The organism is Legionella londiniensis, from assembly GCF_001467825.1.
In the GTDB taxonomy this organism is placed as follows: Bacteria; Pseudomonadota; Gammaproteobacteria; order Legionellales; family Legionellaceae; genus Legionella_A; species Legionella_A londiniensis.
The window spans coordinates 451,835-469,625 of the sequence record NZ_LNYK01000014.1 but is presented as its reverse complement, the minus strand read 5'-3'; the positions used below and the strand labels follow the sequence as shown (position 1 = coordinate 469,625).

Below are 17,791 nucleotides of genomic sequence, written 5' to 3'. Positions count from 1 at the left end.
ATTCCGGCTAAATTTGTTTTTTCAGCTGATTCAGCAAGTGGTATGCAGCGTCCTGTTCCGCTTTACGCCGGCTTGCTCCCTGCCCGGATGTTTTGATGCGAAGCGTTGGAACCGTACAAGTGACAAAAAACAGTTGATTATGTTCCTCGCCCTCAATGCGGTTTAAGGTGTATTCGGGCAAGGCAAGCTTTTCTGCCTGCAGGAATTCCTGTAATTGCGTTTTGGCATCCTTCAAATTATAGTTAAGCGCGTTATCATCAAGCCTCGTCTGGTAAAGATGAAGAATGACATGCCGGGCAGACGGCAAGCCTCCATCGAGATAGACTGCGGCAAAAATCGCCTCCAGGGCATCCGCCAATATAGAAGCGCGCCGGAAACCGCCGCTTTTTAATTCTCCCTGGCCAAGATATAAGTAATCGCCGAGGTTTAATTCAAACGCAATTTCGGCAAGTGTTTCGCCCTTAACCAGGTGCGCCCTGAGCCGGCTTAGCTCGCCTTCGCTGTGCTTTGGAAATCGTTCAAAAAGCGCGTTGGCAATGACGAAGCTTAATATGGAATCGCCTAAGAATTCCAGGCGTTCATTGTTCACCTTCCCGGCGCTGCAATGTGTTAAAGCCTGTTTCAGGAAGGCAGGCGTTTTGAATTCATAATCCAGGCGACGGCAAAGTCTTTGTAAATTATTCTCCACCGATTTTTACCTCTGCAGCATTATCAAATTTAAACAAAAGACTCATATTGCCAACCACGGGCTTGACCACCTGGTACTTGACGGTGATCAAATAAATACCGGGTTTTGTGGGTTTAACAGCCACTTGTTTTTCGGGGATGTCAACGCCGTTAACATAGAGCTGATTCATCAATTTCTTCTTAAGGAGGATGGCATTGACCGAAGGCTCGGCGGAAAAATCACTCTCAGGTATTTTTTTCATTGCCTCAATAGAACGGCTAACCGTGTAATGCTGGATGTAAACAGGAAAGATCCGCATGATGAGAATACCCAGAAAAATTATCACGATTACCGTAAAGAGCATCCCGATGAGCGTCATTCCATGTTGTTTATTCATTGTCATTCCCTAGTGGATCAAGTTACCAATTTTCGACCAACGAACTGTGTCCTTTTTCCCATTCCAGCTCATCCAGACGAGAAAGGCTTTGCCGCGCAGATATTCGTCAGCTACGAATCCCCAAAATCGGCTATCCGCGCTGTCGTCCCGGTTATCCCCCATCATAAAATAATGGCCTTCAGGGACTTCAATTTCAAAATCAGACCCCTTAACCTCAGGTCGAATATAAATATGATGTTCAATGCCGTTTAAATTTTCAACGTATTTTGCGACAGTTCTGCCTGAGCTTTCATCGATGGTGTACTCAACAAAACGTTGTTCCATTTTTTTGCCGTTAATGGTTAAGACCTTATTTTTATAGGAAATTTTATCCCCGGGGACACCAATGACCCGCTTGATATAATCATAGGAAGGATCAGGCGGCCAACGGAAAACAGCAATTTCGCCACGTTTCGGGTTGGCAATGGAAACCGCCTTTTTCTCCCAAACCGGCAAGCGCAAACCGTAAGCGAATTTGTTCACCGCCACAAAATCCCCAACCAGCAAAGTAGGTTCCAGGGAGCCTGATGGAATGCGAAACGGTTCTACCAGAAATGAACGCAGCAATAAAACAATAAAAAAAACAGGGAAAAATGATCTTGAATATTCAATGATACGCGAGGGCTTTTGTTCTTGAGGACGCTTTTTAGCCCAAAAAATTACATCCAGTAAATAAATAAGGCCTGAAACAACCGTGAGAATAAGTAATATTAAAGCAAAATTCATGAAATAACCTGTATTTGATTCGTCAACAGCAACCGTCTTTTTGTTAAGTATAACCGACAATCGTCATTTTGAGAGTATCCTTCCATCTCAAGGATAACCTGGCTTTAAGCCTGATTATTTTTTCTTTTCCGTCTGAAACACGGCCATAAACGCTTCCTGGGGAATTTCAACCTGACCGACCTGCTTCATGCGTTTTTTGCCGGCTTTTTGCTTTTCCAACAGTTTGCGCTTGCGGGTCACATCTCCCCCGTAACACTTGGCTGTAACATTTTTTCGCAACGCCTTAACGGTTTGCCGCGCAATAATGTGGCTGCCGAGCGCTGCCTGGATAGCCACGTCAAACATTTGCCTTGGGATCAGATCCCGCATTTTTTCAACCAGCGCCCTTCCCCGGGATTGCGCGATGCTGCGATGGACGATAACAGCCAGCGCATCAACCCGCTCCCCGTTAATCAGGATATCGAGTTTAACAAGATCAGCAGGCTCAAAACGCAGGAAATTATAGTCCAAGGAAGCATAGCCGCGGCTTGCTGATTTTAAGCGGTCAAAAAAGTCAGAAACCACCTCACTCATGGGCAGATCATATGTGACTGAAACCTGGCGGCCGCTGTATGTCATATTAACCTGCACGCCGCGCCGCTCAACACACAAGGTAATAACCTGGCCGAGATAATCCTGGGGCACCAGGATATTGGCCCTGGCAATGGGTTCGAGCATCTGTTTGATCTGTTGGACGGGCGGAAGGCGCGACGGATTGTCAATCATCAGGGTGTCGCCTTTGGTTGTAATGACTTGATAGATGACTGTGGGCGCGGTGGAGATCAATTCAAGGTTATATTCGCGCTCAAGGCGTTCCTGAATGATTTCCATATGGAGCATCCCAAGGAAACCGCAGCGGAAACCAAATCCCAATGCTTCAGAGGATTCAGGCTCATAAAAAAGAGAGGCATCATTTAAACTCAGCTTCGCCAGGGCATCGCGAAACGCTTCGAAGTCATCTGAACTGATGGGGAAAAGCCCTGCATACACCTGGGGCTTGACTCGCTGGAACCCAGGCAGGGGGGCATTTGCCGGATTTTTTTCAAGGGTCAGGGTATCTCCCACCGGCGCGCCCTGAATGTCTTTAATGCCCGCTACCACATAACCCACCTCGCCGGCCCGCAGCGCATCAGTGGGGGTGCGTTTGGGCGTAAAAATACCGACTTGATCGACGTCATAGGCGCGCCCTGTGGACATGACCCGCATTTTATTGCCCTTGCGCAAGGAACCGTTAACAATGCGGACTAAAGAAATGACGCCAAGGTAACTGTCGAACCATGAATCAATAATGAGGGCCTGCAAAGGAGCATCCAGCTCGCCTTGGGGCGGAGGGATGCGCTCTACGAGCGCCTCTAATACTTCCTCAACGCCTTGGCCGCTTTTTGCGCTGACTTTCAAGGCATTTTGTGCTTCAAGGCCGATAATATCCTCGATTTCAGCGATCACGCGTTCCGGTTCGGCCTGGGGGAGATCAATTTTGTTTAAAACCGGCAGAACCTCAAGCCCCTGGTCAATTGCTGTGTAGCAAACAGCAACAGTTTGCGCTTCAACGCCTTGGGCCGCATCCACGACGAGGATCGCGCCTTCACAGGCAGCAAGAGAGCGGGATACTTCATAACTGAAATCGACATGCCCCGGCGTATCAATAAAATTCAGGAGATAGGTTGTCCCGTTTTTTGCCTTATAGTGTAAAGAAACACTTTGTGCCTTAATGGTGATGCCGCGCTCACGTTCGATATCCATGGAATCCAGTACCTGTTCGGCCATTTCCCGCTCGGAAAGGCCGCCGCAAATCTGGATGAACCGATCAGCGAGCGTTGATTTACCATGATCGATATGGGCAATAATAGAAAAATTTCGAATACGGGTTAAATCGCTCAATTGCAGAACCTGTTGGTAAATGGCGCTATTTTAGCCTAAATTATTGCATGCAGAAAGAGATAAAGAAGACAGGGCCTCACCTTGCCATTGCAAAAAGAACAAAATACAGGGATGATCAAGGGATTGCCCGGAGAAAAATGACGGATAATCTTATGAGAAGTGTTCTTATAATTTTTTTATTGTTTACACAGCTTGCCAATTTAGTATACGCCGATGAGGCGTTGTTAAAACGCAAAGATGCCCAAGCTTTTGTCAACTATATGGTAAAAAACCATGGTTTCAAGCGCGAGGAAGTCATTGGCATCCTGCGGGAGGCCCAATATCAGCCGCAAATTATTGAGTCCATGAATAAACCTTTTGAGAAAAAAAACTGGGATGTGTACAAGGCCTTGTTTCTGACTCCTGAACGGGTCCAAAAAGGGATTGCATTTTGGCGGGCCAATCAGCAAACACTTGAAAAGGCTCAGCAGAAATTTGGCGTGCCGGCCCATATCATTGTGGCAATCATTGGTGTCGAAACCCTTTATGGGGAGCGGCAAGGCAATTACCGGGTGCTTGATGCCCTAAGTACGCTTGCATTTTATTATCCCAAGCGTTCAGATTTTTTCACCAAAGAATTAAAAGAATACTTACTGCTTTGCCGTGAGCAAAATGTTTCCCCAGTTGCTTATAAGGGATCATATGCCGGCGCTATTGGCAAGCCCCAGTTTATGCCCAGCAGTTATCGATTCTATGCGGTTGATTTTACAGGCAAAGGCAAACGGGATCTGATTAATGATGATAAGGATGTGATAGCCAGCGTCGCCAATTATTTTCACAAGCATGGCTGGCAAATGGGCGAAATTGTTGTGCAGCCTGCCCTGATTAAGGGTGCGGGGTATAAAAAAATCCGTACCAACAGCAAGCACCCTGATTACAATACCCACTATCTCGCCTCAGTCGGGATTAAGCCCCGGAATTCAAAAATTCATGCCGTTAAAAAGGCAGGCTTGATCGAATTAACCACAGCCGAAGGGCAGGAATATTGGCTTGCTTATCCTAATTTTTATGTGATTACCCGTTACAATACGAGCCCGCAGTATGCCATGGCAGTTTATTTACTGGCCCAAGAGCTGCAGGCTCATTGGGTTGCAAGCCTTGCAAACCATAGCCGGGTGTATGGATGAGGCATTCAATAATTCATTAAGGATAATCGTTTGGCTACCTGGTATTTGTTTGCTAAACAGTTGGGTGAAGACCAATTCCCTGTCGTAAAGATTGATTCATCAGGGAGGGTCGAAGAGGCCTTAACGATAAGAACCGTTGAAGACATTCAAGCCATTACTGCTGGCGCACGAACGGTTATTGTGCTGCCCACAGACATTTGCAGCCTGCATGAAGTGGAGCTGCCATGGCTTGGTGAACGTAAAACCCGTGCGGCAATTCCTTATGCCCTGGAGGAGCAGGTAGCGCAGAATATTGAATCCCTTCATTTTGCTTTCGACCGCAAGCATTATAAAGACAATCGCTACCTGGTCGCTGCTGTCGATAAAGCAATCCTTTCTGCCTGGGTTGAACAGTTTGAGCGCTTCAATATCCGCTTTGAAATCTTGACCATTGACTGGTTCGCGCTGCAACTTCATGAGGCTTTCATCCGGGAACAGGGCTTATTGGTTCATGAACCGTTCTTTAAAGGCGTATTAAGCACGCTGCTTGCTAAACAATTTTTTAAAAAAAAACCTCCTGGTTTGACGGTTATTTCCTGTGCCGACAGCGATCCCCAATTGACAGAATTCAGTAATCAAAGCATTGATGAGGATTCACATACGTGGATAGCACAACGGTTAAACCAGGCTGATTTACTTAACTTTTGTCAGGGGGAATTGCAAAGAGAGCAGATTAGGCGACCGATGTCGTTTTGGTATTTAACAGGTTCAATACTATTCGGGCTCTGGTTGCTCAGTTTTTTGGTCATGAAGGGGTTGGAATGGTATACATTAAACCATGAGATAAAGCGGATTGATCAGCAAATCGCGCAAATTTACCGGCAATTTTTCCCCAATGCCCGGCAAATCGTCAATCCCAAATTTCGCATCAGCCAGTTGTTAAAATCAAGTGCCGCAGGCAGTGAAAAAGCATTCTGGCTTCTTTACGCTAAATTATCACAAAGCCTGGATATTGAGGGTGTTCAGGTTGAGATGATGCGTTATCAGAACCAAGCATTAAATTTAAGGCTAACCGCGCGTGATTTTTCAACGCTTGAAGCCTTGCAGAATAAACTTCAGCAGTCTGGTGTAGCCGTCAGGCAAACCCAGGCTTCCTTGAAGGAAAATCAGGTTTTGGCAACCCTGGAGCTGACCCTATGATGGAGTACTGGCGTAATTTAAATGACAGGGAACGCCTGGCATTAATGCTTGGTGGTTTTTTTTGTTTATTTTACCTCATCTATCTCCTCATTTATTCCCCTTTAGTGACTGTTATTAAGAATCGTTCGCAAGCGTTGACGGAAAAAAAGGAAACTTTAATCTGGATGCGGCGGATAAAGCTTCAGTACCAGCCGAATCAGGCGGGGAAAAAAATCAGCAATGCCCAGTTTCTTGCTTTATTATCCAGGAAATTGGCCGATTCGCCGGTTCAGGACTATTCCTATCAATTGCAGCAAACAGGCGCAGGAGATGTGCAGGCGGCATTCGATGAAGTGCCATTTAATCCATTTCTGCAATGGCTTTTTGCCTTAAATCAGGAATATGCGCTATCCATCAAAGAATTGAATGTCGAGCGTACGGGTAGCCCTGGAATCGTGAAGCTGTTGCTTGTTGTGTCGGCTGCCTAGTGCCGGCTCAATTGTTTATTGAACCTTGCCTTGTACGCTGCCCCAGGATGTGATACGCGCGCTTTGCCTGATATTTTCTGGCAATGAACTCAGCGCCTGCTGCGCAGCTTCATAACTTGAATAGCTGCCATATAACCCTTTGTAATAGGTTTTGCCGTCCTGATGGTATTTGATCTGGGCCATCCTGTCTTTTTTAGGAGCCTTATAGAGTACGCCTGCTACCTGGGATGCCTTTTCGCCATGTGCCAGTTCTATGGTATAGCCCCCTGGATTTTGCTGATCTACCCAGCGCCTGTCACGGTCTTTATGTGAGGTTGGGGAGTGATATGAGCCGACATGATAGCTCTCCGGCACAACCACCTGGCCTCGTCCTTCAGTTTGATAACGGTAACCCTGGCTCTCTGCATAGCCTTCATAGCCCTCATAATCTTCAGGGTAAATTATTGAACCTTCGTATGTGTAAGCCTGATAGTTGGTATAGCCATGGGGATTATATGACATGCAGCCGCCTAAACCGGCTGCAGACAATACAACTCCCAGAAATTTTTTTTTGTCCATCATCATTGCCCCTTATCGCTCATTGTTGGGTAGGGTTTTTTATTTCCTTTATATCTGCATTCAACAAAAAAACTTTAGATTTGGGAATTCGGCATAACCTTTCCTTATCGACAATCCGGCTCCTAATCCTGTATTCTTTCTCGCCAGAGTCGATTTATATCAGCAAGGCAGGGTACAGAATGTGGACTCACCGCCGTTCGGGCCATACCAATCAACGTGGTTTTCAGGATCATCGAGATCCGTATGAAAGAGACCGTACCAGGGTTATTCATTGTCCCGCGTTTAGAAGATTGCAGCGAAAAACCCAAATACTTGGCACCGATGAAGGAGATTTTCATCGTACGCGCCTCACCCATTCATTGGAAGTCGCCTCCATCGGCCGAAGCATTGTGCGTAACTTGAAACTTAATCCCAAATATCAGGCGCTCAGTGCCTTGTTGCCGAATGATGATTTAATCAGCGTCATATGCTTGTTGCACGATATTGGCCACCCGCCGTTCGGCCATGGCGGCGAGGTTGCGTTAAATTTTATGATGCGTGAGCATGGCGGATTTGAGGGTAATGGCCAAACCCTTCGTCTCCTGACCAAGGTGGAATGCAGTTACGGAGCCTACGGGCTTGATTTAACCAGGCGCGCATTGTTGGGACTATTAAAATACCCGGTTAACTGGTCAAGGGTTGTTGCGACTAAAATGCCTGCAGTCAGGGAAACATTCAGTAAAAGCATCCGCATCAATGACTGGCTGCCGCCAAAAGGATATTTTGACAGTGAGAAAGAAGAGGTTGAGTGGCTTTTATCGCCTTTCTCTCAGGAAGATCAAACTCTCTTTCAATCACTGGCCCTCTTGCCTCAAGAACAGGCTCACGGTAAAGCGGCCTACCATGATTTTGACTGTTCGGTGATGGACATTGCCGATGATATAGCCTATGGGGTACATGATCTGGAAGATGCGATTCATTTGCGGCTAATACAGCGCCCGCAACTGGATACCCGGCATTTCCGTGAGTTAATTGCTGATACTTCCTTGAAGGAAAAGCAGAACGAGCTGCTGGATAATCTGTTTGCCGCGGAATTGCATCTGCGTAAGCAGGCAATTGGCGAAATGGTCAACTATTTTATCACCGCAACCGACATTCGAGTGAACCATGAAGCTTTTGAAAACAGCCTCTTAAAATATAATGTGACTCTCGTTCCTGAGGCGCAACGCCTTTTGGATTATTTGATGCAATTCATATATCAGCATGTCATAGACTCGCAAGAAGCGCGCACCTTTGAATATGGCGGGCAAACGGTAGTGTTGCGCCTGTTTGAAGCCATGAGCTCAAATCCGGGCAGCCTGCTGGATAATAAAAACCGCAGGCTTTATCAGGAAGCGCAGGATGCAAATCAAGCCGCAAGGGTTATTTGCGATTATATCGCCAACATGACGGATGAATACGCATACCGCATGCATGAGCGCTTGTTTGGCTTTAACACGCGGACGATTTTTGAAAGACTGTGATCAATAATCAATGGCGTCCCCAAGGGGATTCGAACCCCTGTTACCGCCGTGAAAGGGCGATGTCCTAGGCCTCTAGACGATGGGGACCTGGAGCTGATTGTAAATTTTCACATGCCAACTTGCCGCAACAAAAATTGGCGAGCCTGCACGCAAATGGCGTCCCCAAGGGGATTCGAACCCCTGTTACCGCCGTGAAAGGGCGATGTCCTAGGCCTCTAGACGATGGGGACACATCGTACCATCAATCTGCATTGATGGTGGAGTTAGGCGGGATCGAACCGCCGACCTCTTGCATGCCATGCAAGCGCTCTCCCAGCTGAGCTATAACCCCGAAAGAGAATCGAAGTTTAATGAGCGGCGTGCTGGCTGTCAAGCAATTTTTATTGAATTATTCACGCGAACGCGAATGATCGGCAGATAGATCGTTTTGATTGCAGGCGCAATCAGATTGTTTAGGCTTCCTGTTTCAGGTTTGCACGCTTTTTCTTTGCTTTTTTATATTGTTTCCATTCTTTATCCTTGGCAAAGATAAAACTTGCTGCCTCTTCAATAAAAAAACCAAGGTCAGTAATATTGGCCCACTCGCAATAGGCTTGGATATTGGCGAGTATTTCACTGTTGATTTCAGCTTTAATTTTTTCTTTTTTTTGCAAACTGGTACCGCTGATAATTGGCATAGTCAATTCCTTATATGAAAAAAAAAGCTACCTTAGCAGAATCGATTTTAAATGAAAAGGGCTAGGAAAAGCCCAAACGCTCGATATTGTCGAAATGAAAGGATGCGCCCTGATGAGTGTGGCGCTGAAAAGATGAAATGGGATGCTGTTGCCTGGGCTATGATTGATGGCAGCTCCGCTCTTGCAGCATTGAAATTAAATTTAAAAGGCGTTCTCCTTTTGCAGCAAAAATATGGATTGCCGAAGAAGCTTGCTGATAGTGCTGTTGGACAAGGGCAGCCAAGGTATCCTTGGGATATAAAGCGGCATAAGTGGTTTTTTGATTTTCACAATCCGATGCTCTTTTTTTACCATGGTTGTTGCTGGCAAATTGATCAAGATAATCATCCTGCATTTGAAATGCCAGGCCAAAATGCTTGGCAAATTCTTGTAAAGCAGTACACTCTTCGGGTTGATAGCGTGTTGATGCCAACACCATATTCACACAAGCTAAAATCAGTTTACCTGTTTTAAGGGCATGAATTTCAGAAAGGCGCATGTCATCAACAGGGTGATTTGCGGTCAGTTCAGTTAAATCAAGGCATTGGCCACTGACCATGCCGGCCGCGCCGCAGGCACTGACCAACTCGCGGGTAACAGCGATCGTTTGCGATGGGGTTATAAACCCCGGTAAATGTTCTAATAACAATTCAATTGCCAGCGCCTGCATCGCATCCCCGATGAGGATGGCAGTTGCCTCGTCAAAGGCTCGATGGCAGCTCGGTTTGCCGCGGCGAAAATCATCATTGTCCATCGCGGGCAGATCATCATGCACCAGTGAATAGCTGTGGATGAGTTCGATCGCAAGGCCGATGTAATCAAGGCAGGCCATATTGGCTGAAACCAGTTCGCCGCAAAGATATACAAGCAAGGGGCGCAAACGCTTCCCGCCGGGAAATAAAGAATAACCAATGCCCTCTTTTAAGCGAGGGGAAGGAATAACAAGCGCATCAATGGTGTCCTGCAATAACTGCTCATGGCGTGTGATATAATAGTCGATGAAAGTATTATTCATCGGCATTGTCCAAATCTTTAAAGTTTGAAGCGGTAAGCAATTCAACTTTTTGCTCGGCTTTGCTTAAAATTTCCTGCGATTTTCGGGCAAGCGTAATGCCTTTTTCAAATTGCTTTAAAGATTCTTCAAGAGACAGATCGCCTTTTTCCAATTGCGAAACAATTGTTTCAAGCTCTGCAATCGTTTTTTCAAACTGCATGGTTTTTGTCATTAACCTTATCCAGTACAATAGCAAATTCGCAATTATACTGAGTTACTCATTGCTTTCAAATGAGTTTGTTTTGTATTTTAGGGGAAGCCGGATAGCTGTCATTTGATTTTGCCAGGCAGTATCGGCCATCGGGCGCTATGGAATGTAAACACTCAAAGAACTGAGAGTGGCTTTATGAAAATAAAAACCAGATTTATCTGCAGTCAGTGCGGCGCTTTTTTTTCACAGTGGTCAGGGCAGTGCGGGCAATGCGGGGCATGGAATTCGGTCATTGAAGAACCCGTTGGCAGTAAACATATTCATAATAACAGCTATGCCAATCAACGCTCCGCCGTGACTCTGATTCAAGATGTGATGATGAATACAGAAGCGCGAATGGATTGCGGGCTCTCTGAGCTCAACCGCGTATTGGGCGGGGGGCTGGTTGAAGGTTCTGTGGTACTGATTGGCGGTGATCCCGGCATTGGAAAATCCACCTTGCTGTTGCAGACCCTGGCATCTCTCTCTCAGCATGAAAAAGTGTTGTATGTTACAGGTGAGGAATCGCTGCAACAAGTTGCCATGAGGGCAAGGCGTTTGCAGTTGCCGCTTGATCACTTGCGCTTGCTCGCTGAAACCCATGTAGAAATGATTTTATCCCATGCAAAACAGGAAAAACCCCGTGTTTTAGTGATAGATTCAGTGCAAACCATTTTTACCGATTCCATTTCAGCAGCACCCGGCGGCGTAAGCCAGGTGCGTGAATCCACCGCACAGCTTGTCCGCTACGCCAAAATGACGCAAACGGCTGTATTTCTCGTCGGGCATGTCACCAAAGAAGGCGCACTGGCAGGCCCTCGTGTTCTTGAGCATATGGTCGATAGCGTGTTGTATTTTGAAGGACAAAATGACAGCCGTTTCAGGATAATAAGGGCAATTAAAAATCGGTTTGGGGCTGTTAATGAGCTTGGCGTTTTTGCCATGACCGACAAAGGATTGCGGGAAGTGGCGAACCCGTCGGCCATTTTTTTATCCCGCCAACCGGAGGCGACTCCCGGCAGCGCTGTGATGGTAACCTGGGAAGGTTCCAGGCCCATGCTGGTTGAGGTTCAGGCCTTGGTCGATGAAGCCCATGGGCATCAGGCTAAACGGGTCACCGCAGGCCTTGAACAAAACCGGCTGGCCATTTTACTTGCTGTCCTGCATCGTCATGGGGGCATCGCAACCTTTGACAAAGACGTCTTTATCAACGTTGTGGGCGGGGTTAAAGTCACGGAAACGGCAAGTGATCTTGCCTTGCTTGCCGCTGTTGTTTCAAGCCTTCGCAACCGGGTTTTTGACAGTAAAACAGTTATCTTCGGCGAGGTGGGATTAGCTGGTGAAATCAGGCCGGTGCAGAGCGGCCAGGAAAGGTTAAAGGAAGCATCCAAGCATGGCTTTAAGCGTGCCATCGTCCCTTATGCGAACGCCCCTAAAAAAACATTATCCATGGAGGTGGAAGCAGTTAAGCACATCGAGGAAGTGATGGAAAAATTATAGGCAACGTCCCGTTATTGATTCTCCTTATATAATTTCGCAAAATCCTTCGCGAAATAGGAGATGATTAAATCTGCCCCAGCCCGTTTAATTGCCGTTAAACTTTCAAGGATGGCCTGTTGCTCGTTCAGCCATCCTTTTTGAGCGGCGGCTTTGAGCATCGAATATTCTCCGCTAACCTGATAGGCGCAAAGCGGAACCTCCGGAAATGCATGCTTGACCCTGAAAATGACATCAAGATAATTCATGGCAGGCTTGACCATCAGCAAATCCGCGCCTTCTTCAATATCAAGCCTTGCCTCGCGGAGCGCTTCAAGGCTGTTTCCCGGATCCATCTGATAGGTTTTCCTGTCGCCAAACTGAGGAGCTCCCTGCGCTGCTTCGCGAAACGGGCCGTAAAATCCGGATGCATATTTCACAGCATAACTTAATATGGCAATGTCTTGGTAGCCGTTATGATCTAATGCCTGGCGAATGGCTGCCACCATTCCATCCGTCATGCTGCTGGGGGCAACCCAGTCGGCACCGGCTGCTGCATGGCTTACTGCCTGTTTTCCCAACAGTTCCAGGGTTTTGTCATTATGAATCACGTTATTATGCAGCACACCGCAATGACCATGTTCGGTGTATTCGCAAAAACAGACATCAGTGATGATTAAAAGCTCGGGATTGACGCCGCGTATTTTACGTATAGCCTGTTGGATGACGCCATCGGCCTGCCAGGAAGCGCTGCCTGTCGCATCTTTGTATTTGGGGATGCCAAAGAGCAATACCGCAGGAATTCCAAATGCGGATAATGATTCTATTTCATAAGGCAAATCCGCCAGGGATAACTGGTACTGGCCCGGCATGGCACTGATTTCACGTTTCCCGGCCAGATTATCATTAATAAACAGAGGCGCAATCAGGTGCCTTGGGAGAACATCTGTTTCGCGAATCATTGAGCGTACAATGGAGCCTTGGCGTAATCGTTTTAAACGTAGGGGGAGTGAATAACCGTTCATTTTATCCTTTACTGCGCGTATAAATTAAATCAATGCCGCTGCCGGAATCGCTTGCGGTAACCTGGATGCTCAAAAACTTATTTAACAGATATTTTAAAGTCAAGACGTTGCTGTCCTCTTGAAAAAGGCCAATATTATAACTTAAATGCAGGCGATTCGTCAGTGATTTACCAATTACCAGGGCAGTATCGTCGGTAACCTCACGAGTCTGCTGGTTAAACTGTGATGTGGTTTTGATGTCAAACTCAAATCCCAGGGTTTGCTTTAATTGGTCCAGTAACTGCAAGCCGCTTGTCCCTGAGTCAAGGTTCATTGCAGAAATAGCGGTCAGCAATAATTGTCCTCCGGCCTGGCTTGCCTGGCTTGCAGGTTTGCCAAGAATGATCATCGAGAGGATATCTGCCTGTGAAAGATTGGCGGGAATCGAAAAGAGCTTGACTTCAGGCGAATCAATGCGGCCTGTTATCTCAATGCCGACCGTGACTTGATTGCCAAGGTTCATGCTTTGTAAGTTGCTGGGATTAAAATCGAACAATTCATTCGTGCTTGCAAAACTTGCGGCGGCATTTTTGAAATAGCGCACAGCCCGTATGCGGATGCCCGGGTTCCAAAGAGAACCGCCGCCAAAAACGAGCTGCCCTTCTTCTATAACCAGATTTTGGCCGTAAGCCTTATAGACGCCGTTACGGATGCGCAATTCCCCTAGAGCCTGCATTGAACCTTTCGGCAATTGCTTAAGCCTGATTTGCCCATCCAGGTAGCCCTTCAAGCCGCGCACATCCAGTGCGACATTCTCTCCCATCTGGATATCTACATCCATACTGACATTAAAGGGCGCCGTTTCTTTCTTTTCACTGACAAATACCGCATCGCTTGTTAAATCGACAGTGTTGCTGAAAGATATGGGCTTTAAATTCGCGTTTGGAACCAGAATGCTGCCTTTAATATTGAGATGCTGCTGATCAAAAGCCAACGTTAAAAGCGGAGATACAAAAACGGTATATTCGGCAGTTTTTGAGATAGGGAATTGCTTGCCGGTTAAAGTCAGTTCTCCCGAAAGCAGAGGCGTAAACTGGCCATTTCCCTTTAAAGAAAGCCTGCTTGCCTTCGGTCCTATGGTTGCTTTGGCATTCCATTGTTTATTCTGGGTTTCAATTGTTGCTGTAATAGGACTTAGGGTTAGGTCTGAGTGCGGTAAAAATACACTGCCGTTCCTGAGCTTTATCTGGCCGCGAAGATCAGGCTTTTTAACTGTTCCCTGTATTTTGAGGGTTAAATTGAGCGATCCCCTCGTTTTTTGAATGGCTTCACTCAGATTGCTTAAAAATGCAAGCGAATCAATTTGCGCGTTTAATTCCCCAGTAAGCGGCTGGTTTTGGTAACTGGCTTTACCCAAATGAAATTTGGGGAGGGTTAAATCAAGCCCAAGCCTTTTTTGCCCGTCAATCGCGAGAGAACCTTGAGCGGTTAACCCATCTGGGGTTAGATTGATGATCATTCGGCCTCCGGAAAAGGGGATAGGAGGCAGGGCATCATTATCCGGCGTATGATAAACGCCGGGGCGCAGGGTCAAATGCATTTTTCCCTGGTTCGCGCTATCAACATTGCCCTCAATTTTCAGAGCAGTTTGCAAGCCTTGGAGGTTAGGGTGCAGGAGTTCCGGTTCAGGAAGCGTTGCGTTCAGTTTCCAGCCGTAAGGGACTGTTCCCCTAATCCGGATATGATTGGCGCCAAGAAAGAAGGCGCTTTCGATTGTTTGCTGATCATAGCGAATATCTGCCCTTAAGAGATGTTCCAGGTATTCGGCTGTTAAACTGGTTTTAACAGTCAATGTTGCAGGAGAACTCCCGGAAAAAACGGTATTAAACTCAAGTTGTTTAATCGGGATGCCAAACTCCGTTAAATTGAGTGATTTGCTTTTAAGCTCCCCTTTGAATGCCGGTTTTGCTGCGCCATCATAATAAAACCTGCCCTGAATGTTTCCCTGTTCAGTCTCAATAAGGCTTTGGGCTTCAATCTTTTGCTGGATGACTGTTGCATGGGCCTCTAAATGAGCGGCAACAGGCTTATCAAGGCTCATAAGCGTTTTGATTTCCAAATCAGGCAGGGTTCCAGAAACAACAAATTCTCCTTTTTTCCCAGACAGAACATCGCCATTCAAGGGCCAATTAACCCTGTTCCAGCTGGCTTTTAAAAAGACTTCCCGCCCTGTTTTTAAGGTTCCATAAAGGCTGCCCCTGGCAGCCCCCTTAAATTGTCCCTGCCAATGATAAAGCTGCCAGTCGCCTGAGAGGCTCATCTTGCCATGCAGTCCCGCTTCTTTTTTTAGGGGGCTGAATTCGAGGCTGGCTGACGCCTCATAAGGCATATTTGGCTTGATTTTGGCAACCAGATGGTATTGATAGCCCTGATAATCAGCACCCAGCTCTTTAACGAGCCATTGCTGGTTATTTAAAACAGCATCATGAATATGCACTTTTTTAATGTGTCGTGTAACGCCCAATTGCTTGATTTTTAAATCATTTATCAGGATTTCGCCGACATTTGGGGCTATAGGTAAAGCGGGAAAGCCAAAATCCATATCCCTCGTTTCTTCGATCGCTTCTTTCGTGTCTTTAATATGAATGTTCAGGTTATCAATAATGAAATGCTTAATTTTTAGCTGTTTTTGCAAAAGAGGGAGTAATTTCCAGTTGATGTGAATATCATCTGCTTCTATTGAGAGTGTTGCATCAGTATAGGTTAATTTTGCAATAGAGAATTCATCAAGCAATTGCCCTTTGGGCTTTTGGATAGATATATCCCCGGGTAAAAAAAGCCCTGTGATTTTTATCACGGTATAAATGCCGGGAGTGGTCGTGAGCAAAAAAGCCAAGAGGCTCATCAGGATGACAAACAAGAGCAGTAGGCTGTAAGTAACAGTTTTTAGGTATTTCATTAGAGATCAGGCCCCATGTTGATGACCAGTTTGGGATTTCTCCCGTCGATTCTCTGAAAGTCGCGATTAATGGCTTGCGCGACCCCAACTTTAATGGGCCCCACGGGAGATACCCACATTAGGGCGATGCCTGCATCATATTTAAAATCTTTTATGCCTGGATTGTATACATCCCCCGCATCAAGAAACCCTACCAGATACCATTTCTCAAACGTTTCTTTTTGAATTTCTCCGCCGATAAAACTTAAAATTTTACCAGGCCCAACTGAATTGTATGAATAGGCTTTCAAGTTCTCGGCTCCGCCAAGCAATAAGGCCAGCGATAGGGGGAGGTTTTCAATATCATTCACCGCGGTAAAGCCTTGTATGCCGTGCACGAAAAACCGGGTCCGGATTGGTTTGACGGTGAGAGCCGCTTTCACGTCAATAGAAGCCTGTGCCAGATTGATTTCGGAGAGCAAAAGTTTGCTCGCTGCAAGGCCATTCAGTGTAATATTATAGCCTGATGGTGAAAACAGCTGATCAGTGACCTTCCGCCAGGTCAGGGTTGCCTTGGGATAAAGCAAGGTCTTCTCAGTTTTTGGGGTATTTGTATAATTGAAGCGTTCATGCAGGGCATTCAGGGAAATGACGCGCTGGTGATTGGTTTTCAGATGCTGATGAGCCAGCGATAAAAGCGCGGAATTTGCATAGCCGCTGCTGTAATCCAGATTGGAAAAACTCGCCGAAACGCTGTATTTGTCATGCAAGGGATCCCGTCCGGGAATAATATATTGAGCCAACAGCGCATTTTCCTGCAGAGAGCCCTGTGCTATGGCATTGAATTTATGTCCGGCGCTGTTGACAGGCACAACATGCAACCCGACCCGGCCTCTGGGTCCGGTATCTGTTCCATAACCAATACCCAGGGTGTAATTGATGCGGTTTACCGCCTCCAAATGGACATTCACGGGCACGAGCCGCCTGCTGTTCATCTCAGGCTTCACAATGACTGACTTAAAATACCCGCTCGCCGAGAGATTGGATTCAAGGGCAAGAACTTTATCTGTTGAATACGGCTGCCCCATCTCAAACGGAACGTAGCGGTAGAGAAGTTCCTTGGAAATATGGGTTGGATCAAATTTCAATTGCCCGAAGTAAAACTGTGGGCCAGTATTGTAAATCAGCGTGATATCTGCGCGATATCGATTCAGGTCAATCAATACTTCAGCCTTTTCAAAAATACCGTGCAGATAGCCTTGATGTTCAGCAGCTGTTTGTATATTTTCCTTGGCTTCCTCATAGATTGGGTTATTTAAAGGTTGGCCTGCCTTAAGGGGGAGATCACGCAGCGCCTGCCTGATTTCAGCATTATCCGCCCCTTCACCGGTAACCTGAATCGTCATCGTTGCGATGTGTAATTGCGGGCCTGGAGTGATTTGAATGCGAAAAGGCGTCCCCTCGCTGCTGACCGCAAAAGATATCTTCGGCCTAAAAAAACCGTAGGGATGCAAGGCTTTTTCAATTTGGGCTTGCAGTTCTTTTCTTGGTACTGTTGTTAAGGGTTTATCCTGGTACAACTCTGATAAACGGTAGCGCACATTCTGCAAGGGTTCGCCTTTAATTCCTGTGATTTTAAAATTCGCCGCATAAACGCTCTTTTGGATCAAAAAGAAAAGCACAAGGGAAACAGTTTTTCTGAATAAACCATTTTTGCTGAAGTATTGAATCAATGCAGAAATCCTGTTGAGCATTTAGAAAAATTCGTTCTTGGTGATAAAAGCCAGCCAAA

Annotated in this window: 16 protein-coding genes and 3 tRNA genes; 5 read left to right on the top strand and 14 right to left on the bottom strand. The window is 46.4% G+C overall.

Annotation, left to right across the window (positions count from 1 at the left end; all coding sequences use genetic code 11):
- Positions 1-7 precede the first annotated feature (7 nt).
- The 4 genes from rnc to lepA form a co-directional block, all read right to left on the bottom strand.
- Positions 8-688 (bottom strand): ribonuclease III, encoded by a 681-nt coding sequence (rnc, locus tag Llon_RS05630; RefSeq protein ID WP_058529065.1) that lies wholly within the window; start codon positions 686-688, stop codon positions 8-10.
- The gene (locus Llon_RS05625; protein WP_058529064.1) at positions 678-1,064 is read right to left on the bottom strand and encodes a DUF4845 domain-containing protein; all 387 of its coding nucleotides are present in this window, start codon (positions 1,062-1,064) and stop codon (positions 678-680) included. The genes rnc and Llon_RS05625 overlap by 11 nt, the downstream gene beginning before the upstream one ends.
- Positions 1,065-1,073: 9 nt before the next feature.
- A complete protein-coding gene (lepB, locus tag Llon_RS05620) occupies positions 1,074-1,829 on the bottom strand; it encodes a signal peptidase I (RefSeq protein WP_058529063.1) in 756 nt (251 codons plus the stop codon).
- Positions 1,830-1,943: 114 nt separating this feature from the next.
- Positions 1,944-3,770, bottom strand: coding sequence for a translation elongation factor 4 (lepA, locus tag Llon_RS05615; protein WP_237758270.1), 1,827 nt, complete (start codon positions 3,768-3,770; stop codon positions 1,944-1,946).
- Between the two features lie 131 nt (positions 3,771-3,901).
- Between lepA and mltB the strand changes: the two genes are divergently transcribed.
- From mltB to gspM, 3 genes are read left to right on the top strand one after another with little or no spacing between them, the layout of a single operon-like run.
- Positions 3,902-4,915 (top strand): lytic murein transglycosylase B, encoded by a 1,014-nt coding sequence (gene mltB / locus Llon_RS05610; RefSeq protein WP_058529119.1) that lies wholly within the window; start codon positions 3,902-3,904, stop codon positions 4,913-4,915.
- Positions 4,916-4,945: 30 nt separating this feature from the next.
- Complete coding sequence (gene gspL, locus Llon_RS05605; protein ID WP_058529061.1) at positions 4,946-6,094, top strand: type II secretion system protein GspL; 1,149 nt, start codon at positions 4,946-4,948, stop codon at positions 6,092-6,094.
- Entirely contained in the window at positions 6,091-6,561 is a 471-nt protein-coding gene (gspM, locus tag Llon_RS05600) for a type II secretion system protein GspM (protein WP_058529060.1), read from the top strand. Before gspL ends, gspM begins: the two co-directional genes overlap by 4 nt.
- Positions 6,562-6,576: 15 nt before the next feature.
- Here gspM and Llon_RS05595 read toward each other — a convergent pair whose 3' ends face one another.
- Complete coding sequence (locus tag Llon_RS05595; RefSeq protein WP_420324213.1) at positions 6,577-7,122, bottom strand: SPOR domain-containing protein; 546 nt, start codon at positions 7,120-7,122, stop codon at positions 6,577-6,579.
- Positions 7,123-7,298: 176 nt separating this feature from the next.
- Here Llon_RS05595 and Llon_RS05590 point away from each other — a divergent pair, with 176 nt between their 5' ends.
- Positions 7,299-8,621, top strand: a complete 1,323-nt coding sequence (locus Llon_RS05590; protein ID WP_058529059.1) for an anti-phage deoxyguanosine triphosphatase — start codon at positions 7,299-7,301, stop codon at positions 8,619-8,621.
- An 11-nt stretch (positions 8,622-8,632) separates the two neighbouring features.
- On the opposite strand, the gene Llon_RS05585 is transcribed toward Llon_RS05590, so the two are convergent.
- From Llon_RS05585 to Llon_RS05560, 6 genes are all read right to left on the bottom strand, one after another.
- Positions 8,633-8,708, bottom strand: a tRNA-Glu gene (locus tag Llon_RS05585).
- 67 nt (positions 8,709-8,775) lie between these two features.
- A tRNA-Glu gene (locus Llon_RS05580) sits at positions 8,776-8,851 on the bottom strand.
- Between the two features lie 25 nt (positions 8,852-8,876).
- Positions 8,877-8,952, bottom strand: a tRNA-Ala gene (locus tag Llon_RS05575).
- Between the two features lie 121 nt (positions 8,953-9,073).
- On the bottom strand, positions 9,074-9,298 hold the full coding sequence (locus Llon_RS05570) for a hypothetical protein (protein ID WP_058529058.1): 225 nt from the start codon (positions 9,296-9,298) through the stop codon (positions 9,074-9,076).
- 157 nt (positions 9,299-9,455) lie between these two features.
- Positions 9,456-10,352 (bottom strand): polyprenyl synthetase family protein, encoded by an 897-nt coding sequence (locus Llon_RS05565; RefSeq protein WP_058529057.1) that lies wholly within the window; start codon positions 10,350-10,352, stop codon positions 9,456-9,458.
- Positions 10,345-10,563 carry an exodeoxyribonuclease VII small subunit gene (locus Llon_RS05560; protein ID WP_058529056.1) on the bottom strand — a complete coding sequence of 73 codons (219 nt, stop codon included), beginning with the start codon at positions 10,561-10,563 and terminating at the stop codon, positions 10,345-10,347. The genes Llon_RS05565 and Llon_RS05560 overlap by 8 nt, the downstream gene beginning before the upstream one ends.
- 174 nt (positions 10,564-10,737) lie before the next feature.
- Here Llon_RS05560 and radA point away from each other — a divergent pair, with 174 nt between their 5' ends.
- Positions 10,738-12,081 (top strand): DNA repair protein RadA, encoded by a 1,344-nt coding sequence (radA, locus tag Llon_RS05555; protein ID WP_058529055.1) that lies wholly within the window; start codon positions 10,738-10,740, stop codon positions 12,079-12,081.
- A gap of 11 nt (positions 12,082-12,092) precedes the next feature.
- On the opposite strand, the gene hemB is transcribed toward radA, so the two are convergent.
- Genes hemB through Llon_RS05540 form a run of 3 tightly spaced genes read right to left on the bottom strand, consistent with a single transcriptional unit; the run spans position 12,093 to position 17,753 of the window.
- A complete protein-coding gene (hemB, locus tag Llon_RS05550; protein ID WP_058529054.1) occupies positions 12,093-13,082 on the bottom strand; it encodes a porphobilinogen synthase in 990 nt (329 codons plus the stop codon).
- 1 nt (position 13,083) lies between these two features.
- Entirely contained in the window at positions 13,084-16,020 is a 2,937-nt protein-coding gene (locus Llon_RS05545) for a translocation/assembly module TamB domain-containing protein (RefSeq protein WP_058529053.1), read from the bottom strand.
- On the bottom strand, positions 16,020-17,753 hold the full coding sequence (locus Llon_RS05540) for an autotransporter assembly complex protein TamA (RefSeq protein ID WP_058529052.1): 1,734 nt from the start codon (positions 17,751-17,753) through the stop codon (positions 16,020-16,022). Before Llon_RS05540 ends, Llon_RS05545 begins: the two co-directional genes overlap by 1 nt.
- Positions 17,754-17,791: the final 38 nt, after the last annotated feature.

Coding starts and splice junctions, on each gene's coding strand:
- Llon_RS05625 (WP_058529064.1), bottom strand. CDS start 1,064: ATGAATAAACAACATGGAATGACGCTCATCGGGATGCTCTTTACGGTA.
- lepB (WP_058529063.1), bottom strand. CDS start 1,829: ATGAATTTTGCTTTAATATTACTTATTCTCACGGTTGTTTCAGGCCTT.
- mltB (WP_058529119.1), top strand. CDS start 3,902: ATGAGAAGTGTTCTTATAATTTTTTTATTGTTTACACAGCTTGCCAAT.
- gspM (WP_058529060.1), top strand. CDS start 6,091: ATGATGGAGTACTGGCGTAATTTAAATGACAGGGAACGCCTGGCATTA.
- Llon_RS05595 (WP_420324213.1), bottom strand. CDS start 7,122: ATGATGGACAAAAAAAAATTTCTGGGAGTTGTATTGTCTGCAGCCGGT.
- Llon_RS05590 (WP_058529059.1), top strand. CDS start 7,299: ATGTGGACTCACCGCCGTTCGGGCCATACCAATCAACGTGGTTTTCAG.
- Llon_RS05570 (WP_058529058.1), bottom strand. CDS start 9,298: ATGCCAATTATCAGCGGTACCAGTTTGCAAAAAAAAGAAAAAATTAAA.
- Llon_RS05565 (WP_058529057.1), bottom strand. CDS start 10,352: ATGAATAATACTTTCATCGACTATTATATCACACGCCATGAGCAGTTA.
- Llon_RS05560 (WP_058529056.1), bottom strand. CDS start 10,563: ATGACAAAAACCATGCAGTTTGAAAAAACGATTGCAGAGCTTGAAACA.
- radA (WP_058529055.1), top strand. CDS start 10,738: ATGAAAATAAAAACCAGATTTATCTGCAGTCAGTGCGGCGCTTTTTTT.
- hemB (WP_058529054.1), bottom strand. CDS start 13,082: ATGAACGGTTATTCACTCCCCCTACGTTTAAAACGATTACGCCAAGGC.
- Llon_RS05545 (WP_058529053.1), bottom strand. CDS start 16,020: ATGAAATACCTAAAAACTGTTACTTACAGCCTACTGCTCTTGTTTGTC.
- Llon_RS05540 (WP_058529052.1), bottom strand. CDS start 17,753: ATGCTCAACAGGATTTCTGCATTGATTCAATACTTCAGCAAAAATGGT.